Genomic DNA, 13,892 nt, shown 5'->3' on the forward strand with positions numbered 1-13,892 from the left:
TCCCTCAGGAATGCTCGTTCTTGTCGTCCTTCTTGTCGTGCTTGTCGGTATTCGGATGCGCTGGAGGTGCTGGTGGATGCTCGACATGAGGGCGTTGCGCCGGAGCCGCAGGTTGACGAGGTGGCGGAGCCTGCCGGGGTGGCGAAGCTTCACGGAGTGGCGGAGCCTGATGAGGTGGCGGAGCTTCATGAGGCGTTGGTGCGGGGCGAGGTGCGAAGTGAGGGGCTTCTGCAGGCCGTGCCATCGGGGTGGCGTGTTGTTGCGGCATCGGCCTGACAGTTTCGCGCTGCTGCGGCTGTGCCACCGGCATCGGTCGCGCGGCGCGGTTCGGTTCGGTCACCGCTACATGCACTGGTTCAGTGTGCGGCGGCATGACGGGATGCGGGGCTGTGGTATTCGTTCGTTCCAGATTGTTTGGCTCATGCGCCGGCAGTCGGGCTTGCTGCGTCCTGACCGTCTCCTGCTGCGGCACCTTGCCGAAATGCGGCATCGACATGGCTCCGTGCGGTGTCGCTGCCGGAACGGCATTCACTGCCGGGCGCGACGGGTTGTTGACCATTCGATTGCCCACGTCGCGGTTCTGCACGACCTGGTTGCGGCTGTTGTCGACGTTGTTGATCGTGGTGCGGCTGTTGTTGATGTTGTTGGTGGTGTAGCGATTGACCACGGTGGTGGAGCGCGACACATAGGTCGTGTTGTTGTGGATGACCGCGGGTCGCTGTTGAGCTCCGCCTTGGCCACGACCACCCCAGTTCATGCCCCAGCTGTGCCAGCCGCCGCCCGATGGTTGTGGCGGATTGTTGTAGCCGCCGCCGTCATGGTGATGGTTGTCCAGCAAGCTGCCGATCAGGATGCCCGCACCAAAGGTGATGGCGCCCGCGGTGACGATTTCGCCCGTGCTGTAACGTCGCGGCTCTTCGTAGCTATAGCTGGGATAGGCCGGTACGTCGCCACCATAGACGGTTTGCGGGTCGTAGCTGGGGACATATACCGTGTCCTGCTGCGCCGGCATGATTTCGATGGTCTGTGGCGGGGCTTCCACCACCGAGGGGCCGTCATAGTAGGCGCCGCCCTGATCATCGTCGGCATACTCGGTAGCTGCGGGAGTGGTCACAGGCTGAGTCTGCACGACCTGCTGTGCATTGCTGCGCAGATTGCCTTTTTGCGCCGCACGCTGGCGCATCACCTGGATGGCATTCATCACGTCGGCCGGATCGTTGACGTAGGCCTCACCCAGGGCGCTGGTCCACTGGGGGTTCCTGGCCATCTGATCGAGCACGGAAGGGAAGGTCGTCAATGCCTTCACGCTGGCATCCCACGGTTGCGGGTTGACCTGCGCCTGCAATGCGTCGCCTTTCAAGCCTGGGTTTTGGCTCAGCAGATTGTCCGCGGCGGTGATCTGCTCCGGATACGTCGATCCAGCCAGCACCTGGGCGACCAGGTTGTCCGGGAACAGAGCGATCGGCGCCACCAGCTGGTAGAGCTGGTCGGCGGAAGGTGGCGTGTACGGCGTGGCCTGCGTTGCGGCGGAGGTCTGTGCTGGAGCCGGTGCCGTCGATGACGCAGCGGCTGCCGTGGCCGCACTGGCGGGGTTCTGTGCCGGTGCCGGCGCTTGATTGCAGCCGGCCATGGTGACGAAACCTGCACAGAGCAGGGCATGCATCGCATTTCGTGCAAGGGGCTTGCGGATCACGAGACAACCTCCGGGGAAGGGGACGTGCGAGGTTGAATCGATTATCAGGGCGACGTTTGAACGGCCGCTGTCGCGGTGTTACTTCTCGAGGCGGTAGTTCAGGCTGGCGCGGCTGAAGTCGGTGGCATTCTGCGCCTCGAGGTTCCAGCGATGGCTGAGGCGATAGCGCAGGGTGATGACTTCGCCGGGTTCGAACAGGCCGACGCCGTAACTGAGGTACAACCGCGGCGACAGGTACTTGCCCACGGTGAACGCAGAGCTGCCGCCGAGTGCCGCGTTGCTGGATACGCCGATGTCGTCCACGCCGATCTTCGAACCGACGCTCTTGGCGAGCAGGTCGCCGGCGGCCGAGCCCAGTGCCTGAGCGGCGGCACCGACCATGTCGCCTTCGCCACCCTTCACCTGCGACAACGGCTTGCCGGTGACCAGGTAGGACAGTGCGTCGGACTGCTCCATTACCGGATTGGAGAACACGGTGAGGATCGGCCGCTGTGCCGTGCCGGAGACCAGCAGGCCAACTTCCTGGCCTTCGTCGATGGTGGCGTTCGGGTTGAGTGTGCGCATGGCGCGGATGTTCAGGCCCGGGTTGTCGATCGGCGTGCTGGCGAACAGCAGCTGGCCGCGCTGGATCTGCAGGCTCTGGCCGTAGGCACGGTAAGTGCCGCTCACGGCTATCTGGCCCTGGCCGGTGGTGGCGCGGCCGGGACGCTCGATGACGGTGAGCACGCCGCTGAGTCGTCCATCCAGGCCCATGCCGACCAGATGGGTCTTGCTGCCGAGGTCCACCTTGACCTGCGCACTGATTGGCAGCCGGCCACTGGCCTGTTCGCGTTGCTTCTCGTCGATCACCACCACGTCGGGCGACGCCTTGGTGGCGCCGGCGCCGGGCAGCTTGTCCACATTCACGTCGGCACTGTCGAGCTTGACGTTGCCGCCAATGGCGATGCCGTTGGCATCCTGCTGCACGGTCAGATCGGGCGAGACCACCACCTTGGCGGCGGGGATGTCGGCGGCAGTGAACTGGCTGCCCTTGAGCGTGATCGTGGTCCGTGCGTTCGCACCAAGACCGGCAATGCCATTGATTGAGACGCTTCCTTTGCCGGACTGCACGTTGCCGTCGATACGGAACTGCTGTGCATCCGTGGTGCTGACCAGCAGCCGGCCCTGGCTGAGCTTGAGACCGGCTGCGGGTATCTCGGTGGCGAAATCGGCGGCTGTGGCCTGGCCGCTGATCGCTGGCTGCTGCAGCGTGCCGGCGAAGTGGAATGCGCCGTCGAGGCGGCCTTTCACGTTCGCCATGTCGTTGCTCAGCAATTCGAGGAAGGCGAGGTTGTTCAGGCGCAGGTTGAGTTGGCCGCCCAGCGATTGCTGTGCGCCGCTGATCGTGATCTGGCCATCCAAACGGCCACCCTGATCGAGACCACTGCGCAGGTTGATGCGCTGGCTGGCGGGCGTGAGCTCGGCATCCACGCTCAGCTGGTCGTAGCTCAGCAAGGGCGCGTCGGGGCGGTCGGTATAGGTGATGCTGCCCCGGGTGGAGTTGAGCGAGGCGGTGCCGCTGAACGCGCCAGCTGCGTTGCAATGGAGTTTTCCGGCACCGTCGAGCACGCCATCGGCACGGACCGGCAGGCCGGCTTCGCCGGTGGCGTTCAGCAGCAGGGCCAGTGGCAGGGCGCGCAACCGGTAGCTGGCGTCGAGCTTGCCGCTCTTGTCCTGTTTCGCGGCAATGCACAGCAACGGGTCGCCGGCACTCAGGCACAGCTCGGACAGATTCATCGCGCCATCGCGGTAACCCAGCTGCGCGGGTTGCTGCAGCCGCCAGCCCGGCATGCCCTGCGGTTCGAGGTTGAGCGTCGCCAGCGTCCCGTTCCAGGTGTCGCCCTTGCGTGCGCCGTGCAGGGCCAGCGCGCCGGAGAGCTGGCTGCCGCGGGCGTCGAGGCTCAGCCGATGGTCGCCTTCACTGCCTTCGGCGAGCAGGTTGAGGTACTGGAAGGTCAGTCCTTGCAGATGCACACCGGTCGTCTGCAGGTCCAGCTTGCCAGCCGGATGACTGATGTCGGGGATACCGGCAATCAGGTGCAGCGCGTCGGCCCGCTGCTGCTGCCAGCTCACCGACTGACCCCGCAGCTGGCCGTTGATGCTGAGTTTCGGAAGGCGTCCGCCGATGTTGAAATGGCCGTCCAGACGGCCGCCGGCATTCGGAAGCCAGTCGCCCAGCGAGGCGATCGCCAGCTGCAGGTCCACGTTGTTGCTGGAGCCAGACCGTGCTTCCAGCTGCACCGTGCTGCCGCCTGAGCTCAGCTGAAGCTGGCCATCGACCACCTCGTTCGGCGACAGGTGCAGTTTGCCGCGGGCGCTGACGGTGCGATCGCGCAGCTTGCCGCCGAGCTTGCGGATTTCCAGCACGGCGTCGGGGCCAGCCCTGGGCAGGCTGCCGCTGCTGGCGAGATCGGCATCAAGCGCGCCGTTCCAGCCGGCGAACAGCTGGCTCGGATCGAATCGGTTGGCAGTGATGTTGGCCTGCCACGCCAGCACCGGTTGCAGGGTCAGCAAACCATTCGCCAGCAGCTGGCCCTGCGGCTGTTTCAGCGTCAGGGTATGCATGGTGATCTGTTGTGGCGTGCCATCTAGATCGAGTGTCAGCGCGGCAAGCTTGCCGGGCGGACCGATCGCGACATCGCCTGCGGCGTGGTATTTCGCGGTGCTGCCGCTGGCCTTCAGTTCGCCATGGCTGGCCAGCACCTGGCCGGCCAGTTCGGCTGGCAGCAGCAGGTCGCTCCAGCGGATGTCCAGGTCGGCGCTGAGTGGCTTGGCGTCGAGCTGCACGCTGCCGCTGGCCGCGATGCTGCCCTTGATCTGCGGCGAGCCGAGCGTGAGTTGCTGCAGGGTCAGTGTGTTGAAGTCATGGCTGACAGACGCGCGCAGCGGCTGCAACAGCAGCTGGTAGTCGTTGAGGTCAAGCTTGCCTTCGAGCGTGCCGCCGTAGCGATCGCCGTGGCCCTGCACGGCAACCGCCAGTGTCTTCAACGAGCTGTCGCCAAGCAGCGGCTGCGGATCGAAACGCGGCGCGTCGAGCGTGGCGGTCCATGCGTAGTCACCGTCTTGGCTCAGCGTCAGCTGTAGTTGCGCGGTCGTCGGTGCCGTGAAGGTGAGATCGACATGCGCCCGCTTGCCGTCACCATGCGTGACCATACTTCCGGTGTAGTCGGTGCCACCGAGCTTCCACGCGAAGCCCGCGTGGCCATCGCCTTGGTAGCGCTGACCGATGGCCAGCGTGCCGGTGAGGTCGACGTGGCCATCCGGTGCCCGCAGGGCGAGTTGCCTGAGCGCGATGCCCTGCCGGGTCCAGTCGCCGGCCAGGTCGAGCCGGTCGGAAGCGAACAGGAGTTGGCTGCCTTGGGTCACCTTCAGCGTGCCGACATGCATGCGATCGAGCAGCAGATCGATCGGCGGCTGCAGCGAGAAGCTTTCGGAGCTGTTGTTGTCCGGCGTCGAGGGTGGCAGCGTCACGTCAACGCCTTCCATATCCAGCGCGAGTACGTGCACACGTTTGGTCAGCAGCGGCCAGGCGCGAAAGTCCAGATGCGCCTTCGCCACTTTCACCACAGTGCCCTTGCCATCGTCGTAGCGCATACCAGCCAGATCCAGCGGACCGAGCAGACGCCCCTGCGCCTGTTGCACATCGACAACGCCATGCGTGGCGGCTTGCACCCGCGCCAACGCAAAGCGCAGGCCGGAAGCGGTGCCAAGCAGCCAGCCGGCCGCGACGACCAGCAGCACCAGCATGAAAAGCAGCGCCACGCCGAACCAGCGCAACCAGGGTCGGCGACGCGGTGGGGTGGGCGCAGTGGCGGGTGCGGTCATCATGTCCATCTCACAGGTCCGGCCCGATCACCAGGTGCAGCTCGATGCCGTGCGCCTGCGAGTCGTTGATCGGCGTGCCCAGGTCGATACGGACCATGCCGACCGGGGAGCGCCAGCGCACGCCGAGACCGGCACCGATCTTCGGTCGATAGTCCACGCCACTGAACGCATTGCCGGCATCGACGAAGGCGGCCATGCCCCAGTTGCGGGTGAAGTAATGCTCGAGCTCGGTGCTGGCGACCAGCAGGCTCTTGCCGCCGATCACACGGCCGTCGCTGTTGAGCGGGCCGATCGACTGGTAGCCGTAGCCGCGCACCGAACGGTCGCCGCCGGCAAAGAAGCGCAGCAGCGGCGGCAGTGCGGTGAAATCGTCGGTCCAGGTGTAGCCGGCGCTGCCGCGCAGGATCAGCCGGTTGCGCTGGCGCTCACCGAACGCGTGGATCCATTTCGCGTCGGCAGTGAGCTGGCTGAAGCTGGCGTCGGACAGCAGGTTGCCCACCGTGCTGCGTGCAGCCAGGTTGATTGCCCAGCCCTGATGCACGAAGTCGAAGTTGTCGGCCTGCTTGCGTGACAGCGACGCCTCGGCAAACACTTCCGTGCTGCGACCGTGTTCGATGCCGGGAGTGTTGTCCGGCTCGTTGCCGATCTTGCCGACGGTGAACGTGCCATCCAGTGCATGCACGCCCAGCGTACGCGTCCAGTCGTGCCACAGCCGGGTCTCGTTGGCGACCAGCTCCAGCGTGCGTGACTGCGAAGTGTCGGTATCCGCGTCGCGGTAGTTCGCACCGAAGTTGTAGCTGCGCTGGTTGTCGCCGGGCAGCGGAATCGAATACAGCGTGGACAGTGTCTTCAGCCGCTGCGCCACGACCAGCTCGTTCTTCCACTTGTGTCCGCGCCGGTTCACCCAGCGTCGCTCGATGCCTGCGCGCAGACCGAAGCCGGTATCGGTGCCGATGAACGGGCCGCCGGTATAGATCGTCCGCTTGGCCGGCGCTAGTTCTACGTTGATGTCGACCACACCGGCCTTCGCCTCATCCACGTCCGGCAGCACGTTGACCACCGCGAAATAGTCGGCGCCGTTCAGCGCCTGCTGCAGTTGCAGCAGCTGACCCTGCGAAAAGTAGTCGCCGGACTTGAACGGCACGTAGCGGTCGAGAAAGCCGTCGTTGAACTGCGAACCCTCGAAGTGCACCTGGCCATAGCGGTAGCGCGGTCCGACTTGCCAGGCCAGCTTGATGCTGGCGCTGCGATTGGCGCGGGTCACTTCGACCCGGCGGGTGAGTAGCCTTGCATCCAGATAGCCATTCGCGGTGAGCTGTGCGCTCAGTGCATCGCGGGCGGCGTCGTAGGCGCCGTGATCGAGAGTCTTGCCCTTCATCCGTTCGATCGCACGCTGCGCGCGGCGTATTGGAGCGATCTCGGCAGCCGTCTTGTCCAGTTGCACATCGACCGCGGTGACCTTGACTGGTTCACCCGGCTTCACATGCAGGGTGACCCGCCAGTCCTTGCCGGCCTGTTGCAGTTCGCCGGTGACCGTTGCGTCGTAATAGCCATACGGTTCCAGCGCAGATCTCACCTGATCGGTCGCCCGTTCGTACAGACGGCGCACCTGCGCATCGCTGATCTCGCGAGTGGCGTATTGCGACAGCTCGACGCCGGAGGTAACCGCGCTTTTCAGTGGATCGTCGACACCGTCCACCGTCAGCTGCACGCCGGCCCGGGCCTGTGTCGACAACAGCACCAGCGGCAGTAACAGCAGGCTCAGGCGTCGGTGGGGGCGGCGCATGCGTGGGGTTCCGTCCTCGATGGCGTCTTCACGGGGTGAGGGCAGCTTACCCAAGTCGCTGTTGGCTTGCTTATTACGCTGGCATCAGAGCCAAAGCGTCATGCTTGATTTGTTGATATCGCCGAGGCGATATCAACCCGCCTTGTCGCCCGCCTTGTGCGCGATCCACGCGCCGACCACGGCCGAGACGTACGGGATCGACTGCGCGGCGAGGATGAACATCCACAAGGTGCCTTCGATGTAGCGCGTGCCGTAGCCCTCGGCCATGCCGACGATGCACAGCATCAGCGCGATCGCCATCAGTCCTTCCTCGCGCACCGGCGCGAACGCGGCGAAGTTGCTGCCGCCCAGGCGCCGGCTCTTGGCGGTGACCACGAACGAGGTCTTCTCGCGGGTCAGCCCGTGCAGGATGCCGCGGGCGATCGCGTGGCTCAGGCCCATGCTGGCCAGCGAGGCCATCAGTGTGTCGTACCAGCTGCATGGCACCCGAGCGCGATACAGCACGATGCCGAAGATCGCCTTGGCGAAGAAGAAGCCAATCACCGGGATCAGGAACAGCTGCATCGGCAGGCTGAAGTACTGCGGATACGCCACCATGCCGGCGGTCCAGAACAGCGCCATCAGGGTGAAGATCAGGTGCAGCGCATCGGCGAACCAGCTGAACCAGCCGGTGAGGAAGTGGAAGCGTTGGCCGGCACTGAGCGGCCCGCGCTGGGTCATCCAGCTCCAGCGACCCTTGAGGATCTGCATCGCGCCGAACGCCCAGCGATAGCGCTGGCTCTTGTATGCCTTGAAGTCGGCCGGGGTCAGGCCCTTGCCCATCAGCTCGTCGACGTAGACCAGGTCGTAGCCGGCGTGCATCAGGCGCAGGCCCAGTTCGGCGTCCTCGCAGATCGTCCACTCGGACCAGCCGCCGGTGCCTTCCAGCGCGTTGCGCCGGACCATCGTCATGGTGCCGTGCTGGATGATCGCGTTGCGCTCGTTGCGATGGTGCATGCCGATGCGGAAGAAGCCGTCGTATTCCCAGGCGGTCATGCGGCGGAACGTGTTGTGCTCGAACTCGCGATGCGCCTGCGGACACTGCACCACGGCGACCTTCGGGTCGTGGAAGTGCCCGGTGAGCGTGGCCAGCCAGTCGGCGCGCACCTCATAGTCGGCATCGATCACCGCCACCACGTCGGCCTGCGGGTCGGTTTCCTTCAGGCCGAAGTTCAGCGCGCCGGCCTTGTAACCGGGCCACGGTTCCAGATGGAAGAAGCGGAAGCGCTTGCCGAGCTTTTCGCAATAGTCCTGCACCGGCTTCCACACCGCCGGATCCTTGGTGTTGTTGTCGATCACCAGCACTTCGTAGTTGGTGTAGTCGAGCGCGGCCAGCGAATCGAGCGTGACGATCACCATCTCCGGCGGCTCGTTGTAGCAGGCCAGATGGATCGACACGAACGGCTGTTTCTCCGGCGGATCCGGCGTCAGCATGCCGGCGTGGCGCATCCACTTGGGACGCCACAGCACTTCGGTGAACTCGAAGCCATTGATCAGCAGGATCGCCAGGATCGCGACCTGGGCCGGGAACAACAGCACCAGCATGGTCCAGTCGATCCAGCTCAGGTAGAAGTTGAACGGCAGCGTGGCCGACCAGGTGATCAGGCCGCAGGCGAGCTGGATCAGCATGCAGAAGAACAATCGTCCCATCAGCTTGAAACGGCTGAAGCGGCGCGCGAAGAAGATCATCGGCAGCAGCGCCAGCAGGCTGGCGGCAATCGCCTTCCACGGCCACGCGGTGTCCTCGGTCACCGGGCCGGTAAACGGGAACTTCGGCTGGCGATCGGCATTGAAGATGCCCCAGTACGCGCCGGTGCGACCTTCGCCGAGGTTTTCCTTCCACGGCTGGTCGAACGCTTCCATCAGGTAGTAGTCGATATTGCGTTGCTTCGCCGCGAGCAACCAGTCGCGGATGAAGATCGCTTCGTTGGATACCGACGGATCGGCATGCTCGTGGCGGTCGCCGTTGGACGGCCAGCCGATCTCGCCGACCACGACGGACTTGTACGGAAAACGCTGCTGCACGACCTGGTACGAGCCCAGTGCCGCGTTCAATGCGGGACTGCGTTGTGCCGGATCGAGGGCATTCGTTACGACAGGTATGCCGTTCCAGAACGGAAAGATGTGGATGGTGATGAAGTCGACATGGTCGGCCAGCTCGGGATACTTCAGCCAGATATATTCAGGTTCGGCGATCGACACCGGCTGGTGCACGGCGGCACGCACGCGATCCAGGTAGGTCATCATCTGTTCGGGCGTGAGATCGTTGCGGAACAACACCTCGTTGCCGACGATGACGCGGGTGATCGTGTCGGGGTATGCGCGCGCCTTGGCGATCAACAGCGCTATCTCGCGTTCGTTGTTGTCCAGGCGCTTGTCGATCTCGGCGCCGGCCATCACCTTCAACCCTTCCTTCTGTGCCAGCCGGTACAGCTGCGGGTTCTGCTGCATCGTGTAGGTGCGCACGTTGTCGGTGTAGCGGTGCAGCAGCTTCAGGTCGGCGGCGATATCGTCGTTGCCGGGGAAGTCGTTCGGCTTGAACGGGCTCTGGTAGCGCTGGAATACCGACAGCGAGAAGCCGCCGATCTTGCCATGCCAGTCGTCCGGACCGTGCGGCAGGTTGCCCCACCACCACAGTCCGATATTCATCGCGGCCACGACCAAGGCAAGCACCAGGGCTGTGAGCAGGGGATGTCGGCTGTCGTGGTTTGCTGCGGTGGCGCTCAAAAAAGTTCCCGGGGAAGCCTGCGCAACAGGCGATGAAGCCTGACGAGCTTAACCAATGCAGGGCTGCAGGCTCAACAAACATCGTCGGCCGTGGTCAGCACAAGGTCAGCCGCAATAGGGATTCCGGTTCGTTGACGCCCATCCGCGGCCTGCGTATAAAACTTGGCACCGGGGCATCCTGACCCGGCAAGGGAACATCTGGCCACTGGGGAGTAGCGGTGTCAGGGACGCGGTTGTTCGGGCATGGCGTCATGGATACCCGGCGTGGGGCGGGATTCACTATCGAGCGTCACGACGGTCGTGCTGGCTGTCCAGCTGGCTGCTTTGGCTTCTTCGATCATTTCGACACCCTGAAACGATCGTCAGCCAACCGGTGTCGAAGACCTGTTCGTCCTGCTGCGGACCACTGTCGGGGACTTCGCATGGCTGCCTGACGGGTGAATGCTGAAAATCTTGCTGGTAAACCTAGAGGACATCTTGTGAAAAAGCCTGTGAGCTATCTGGCCGCCGCGATCGCGCTGGCTCTTGTGACTACGGCTGCCGCGAAGACGAACGATGCGGAGGTCACCCGTGCCACCCTCGACAACGGCCTGCGCGTGGTGATCGTGCGCGATGCGCTGGCGCCGGTGGTGACCACCGAGATGAACTATCTGGTCGGGTCGGACGAGGTGCCGGATGGCTTCCCAGGCAGCGCGCATGCGCTGGAACACATGATGTTCCGTGGCAGTCCGGGGCTGAGCAAGGATCAGCTGGCGGCGATCGCGGCGAACATGGGTGGCGCGTTCAACGCCGACACCACGCAGGGCGTGACCCAGTACTACTTCGTGGCACCCTCGCAGGACCTGGAAGTGGCGCTGCACACCGAGGCATTACGCATGCGCGGGCTGGATATCGCCGATGCCGAGTGGGCGAAGGAGCGTGGTGCGATCGAGCAGGAGGTCTCGCGCGACCTGTCCAGTCCCGACTTCAAGTTCTACACGCAGCTGTTGGCGCAGCTGTTCGACGACACGCCGTATGCGCATACCCCGCTGGGCACGCGTGAGTCGTTCGACAAGACCAGCGCGGCGATGCTGCGCACGTTCCGCGACAACTGGTACACGCCGAACAACGCGATCCTGGTAATCACCGGCGATGTCGATCCGGCTGCAACCCTGGCCAAGGTGAAGACGCAGTTCGGCGACATTCCGCGCAAGCAGCTGCCGGCGCGGCCAGCGTTCGATTTCAAGCCGGTGCAGGCGAAGACCGTGCAGCTGCCTACCGATAGCCCGTATGGCTCGGTCTATATCGGCTACCGCATGCCCGGCATGCGGGACAAGGATTACGCCACGGCGCTGGTGTTGAGTGAAGCGATGGGCTCGCAGCGGGCGGCGCTGTTCGGCATGGGCATGGATGGCTCCGCGCTGTATGGCGGCTTCTCCGGGGAGTGGATGCCGCGGGCGGGTGGGGCCGTGGCGATAGGCATCTTCCCGCGCGGCGGCAACCCGCAGCCGGTGCTGGCGAAGATGCAATCCATCCTCACCGAAGCGGCGACCAAGGGCGTCGATCCCGCCCTGGTCGAGGCGGCCAAGCGCAAGGCGATTGCCGGGCTGGAGTTCAAGAAGAACTCGGTGGAAGGCTTGGCCAACGCCTGGTCGCAAGCCCTGGCCTTCCAGGAACTGGATTCACCCGACGCAATGAAGCAGGCACTCGAGGCAGTGACGCCCGAGGCGGTGAATGCGCTGGCCAGGGCCACGTTCGATCCGGCGCACGCGGTGACCGCGATCCTCACCCCGGAAAGTTCCGGCAAGCCGGTGGAAGGCAAGGGCTTCGGCGGCGCCGAGAGCTTCGCCTCCAGTCCGGACAAGCCGGTGGCGTTGCCGGACTGGGCCTTGCAGGCGTTTTCGAAACTGGCGGTGCCGCCATCCACCCTCAAGCCGGTGTCCTATACGTTGTCCAACGGCATCCGGCTGATCATGCAGCCGGAGTCGATCAGCGACACCGTGGAGCTGTTCGGCCGAATCAAGACCAACCAGGATCTGCAGGCAGGCAAGGATGACGAGGGCGTGGCGGACGTGCTCGATGGCCTGTTTCCGTTCGGCACCGCCAGCCTGAACCGGCTGCAGTTGCAGCAGGCGCTGGATGCGATCAGCGCGAAGGAGTCGGCCGGCAGCAGCTTCTCGCTGTCGGTACCTTCCGCGCATTTCGCCGACGGCATCGCGCTGCTGGCCGACAACGAGCTGCATCCGGCGATGCCGGCACCGGCCTTCGCAGTGGTGCAGCAGCAGATAGCCGGCATGGTGGCAGGCCAGCTGCAATCACCGGAGTTCCTCACCGAGCTCGGCCTGGACAAGGCCCTGCTGCCGGCGAATGACCTGCAGTTGCGCCATCCCACCCCGGAAAGCGTGAGCGGGCTGACGCTGGACAAGGTGAAGAGCTATTACGCGCAGACCTTCCGCCCGGACATGACCACCATCGTCATCGTCGGCAAGGTCGATCCGGCACAGGCCAAGCAGGTGGTGGAGCAGGCGTTTGGCACGTGGAAGGCAGAAGGCGCGAAGCCGGACGTGGACTACGCCGCCGTGCCGGCGAACAAGGCCGGCCAGTTCAACGTGCCCGACACCAGCGCCAGCCAGGACAGCGTGCAGATGGCGCAGACCATCGACGTGACCCGCAACGACCCGACGCGTTATGCACTGAACCTGGGTGACCAGGTGCTCGGCGGCGGCTTCTACGCGTCGCGGCTGTACCACGACCTGCGCGATACCCGTGGGCTGGTCTACAACGTCGGCACCAAGTTCGATCTGGACAGGTACCGCAGCACCTATACGGTGTCGTTCGGTTCCGATCCGGCCAAGGTCGCTGCGGCCAGCGCCATTGTGGTGCAGGATCTGAAGCAAATGCAGCAGGCGCCGGTATCGGACAGCGATCTCAAGCGCGCCAAGGGCATTCTGCTGCGGCAGATCCCGCTGGGCGAATCGAGCTTCGGTGCGATCGGCAACCAGCTGCTCACGCTGTCGATCGAGGACAAGCCGCTCGATGCGATGACCATCGCTGGCGAGCATTACCTCAAGCTCACCGCGCCGGAGGTGCAGCAGGCGTATGCGAAACACATCCGACCGGATGCGTTCGTCACGGCGGTCAAGGGGCCGGCGCCGAAGGGGTAAGAGTCTTTCTGAGTGGTAATCAGGCATTGTCTGTTTAGAAACGGCGTTGCTTTCGAAGCAGCGCCGTTTCTTCATGCAGTGTGGCTAATTTGTTTACTTGAGCAACGAGCGCAACATCCACGCCGTCTTCTCATGCTCCTTCAGCCGGCCGGTGACCATGTCGGCGGTGCCTTCGTCGCCGGCGGCATCGGCAGCCTTGATGGTGCCGCGGGCGGTGTGGGCGGCCATCTCATGCCCCTCGACCAGCTGGTTCACCATCTCCTTCCATTCCGGTACGCCGACTTCCTCCTTGATCGAGGTGAGCTTGCCGAACTGGCTGTAGGAACCCGGCGCGAACACGTCGAGCGTGCGAATGCGCTCGGCGACTTCGTCGGCAGCCAGCCATAGTGCGTTGTACTGCGTCTCGAACATGGTGTGCAGGCTGTTGAACTGCGGACCGGTGACGTTCCAGTGGAAGCTGTGCGTCTTCAGGTATAGCGAATAGGTGTCGGCTAGTAGCTTGGACAGATGCTTGGCGACTGCTTCACGATCCTTCCTGGCGATACCGATGGAAATGGCCATGTGCTGTTCCTTAACGGGTTGGATGGGTAAACAGTAGCCACTACGCCATCGTGCTGGAAATGAATCCTTCCGATGCAAT

At 64.4% G+C, this 13,892-nt stretch carries 6 protein-coding genes; 1 reads left to right on the plus strand and 5 read right to left on the minus strand.

Annotated features, from left to right (window positions below; genetic code table 11):
• Positions 1-4 precede the first annotated feature (4 nt).
• The 4 genes from B0E48_RS03710 to B0E48_RS03725 form a co-directional block, all read right to left on the minus strand.
• Positions 5-1,663, minus strand: coding sequence for a DUF3300 domain-containing protein (locus tag B0E48_RS03710; RefSeq protein ID WP_139350137.1), 1,659 nt, complete (start codon positions 1,661-1,663; stop codon positions 5-7).
• A 108-nt stretch (positions 1,664-1,771) separates the two neighbouring features.
• Positions 1,772-5,560, minus strand: coding sequence for a translocation/assembly module TamB domain-containing protein (locus B0E48_RS03715; RefSeq protein WP_254423835.1), 3,789 nt, complete (start codon positions 5,558-5,560; stop codon positions 1,772-1,774).
• A 7-nt stretch (positions 5,561-5,567) separates the two neighbouring features.
• Positions 5,568-7,343 (minus strand): autotransporter assembly complex family protein, encoded by a 1,776-nt coding sequence (locus tag B0E48_RS03720; RefSeq protein ID WP_077516071.1) that lies wholly within the window; start codon positions 7,341-7,343, stop codon positions 5,568-5,570.
• A gap of 132 nt (positions 7,344-7,475) precedes the next feature.
• A complete protein-coding gene (locus B0E48_RS03725; protein WP_077516073.1) occupies positions 7,476-10,109 on the minus strand; it encodes a glycosyltransferase family 2 protein in 2,634 nt (877 codons plus the stop codon).
• A gap of 479 nt (positions 10,110-10,588) precedes the next feature.
• Here B0E48_RS03725 and B0E48_RS03730 point away from each other — a divergent pair, with 479 nt between their 5' ends.
• Positions 10,589-13,252, plus strand: a complete 2,664-nt coding sequence (locus B0E48_RS03730) for a pitrilysin family protein (protein WP_077516075.1) — start codon at positions 10,589-10,591, stop codon at positions 13,250-13,252.
• A 93-nt stretch (positions 13,253-13,345) separates the two neighbouring features.
• On the opposite strand, the gene B0E48_RS03735 is transcribed toward B0E48_RS03730, so the two are convergent.
• Entirely contained in the window at positions 13,346-13,813 is a 468-nt protein-coding gene (locus B0E48_RS03735) for a Dps family protein (protein ID WP_077516077.1), read from the minus strand.
• Positions 13,814-13,892: the final 79 nt, after the last annotated feature.

It is taken from the genome of Rhodanobacter sp. C03 (assembly GCF_002001175.1).
Taxonomy (GTDB): Bacteria; Pseudomonadota; Gammaproteobacteria; order Xanthomonadales; family Rhodanobacteraceae; genus Rhodanobacter.

What these genes read in the sequence shown, in the direction of transcription:
- B0E48_RS03710 (WP_139350137.1), bottom strand. Translation starts at nt 1,663, where the DNA reads ATGCATGCCCTGCTCTGTGCAGGTTTCGTCACCATGGCCGGCTGCAAT.
- B0E48_RS03715 (WP_254423835.1), bottom strand. Translation starts at nt 5,560, where the DNA reads ATGATGACCGCACCCGCCACTGCGCCCACCCCACCGCGTCGCCGACCC.
- B0E48_RS03735 (WP_077516077.1), bottom strand. Translation starts at nt 13,813, where the DNA reads ATGGCCATTTCCATCGGTATCGCCAGGAAGGATCGTGAAGCAGTCGCC.
- B0E48_RS03720 (WP_077516071.1), bottom strand. Translation starts at nt 7,343, where the DNA reads ATGCGCCGCCCCCACCGACGCCTGAGCCTGCTGTTACTGCCGCTGGTG.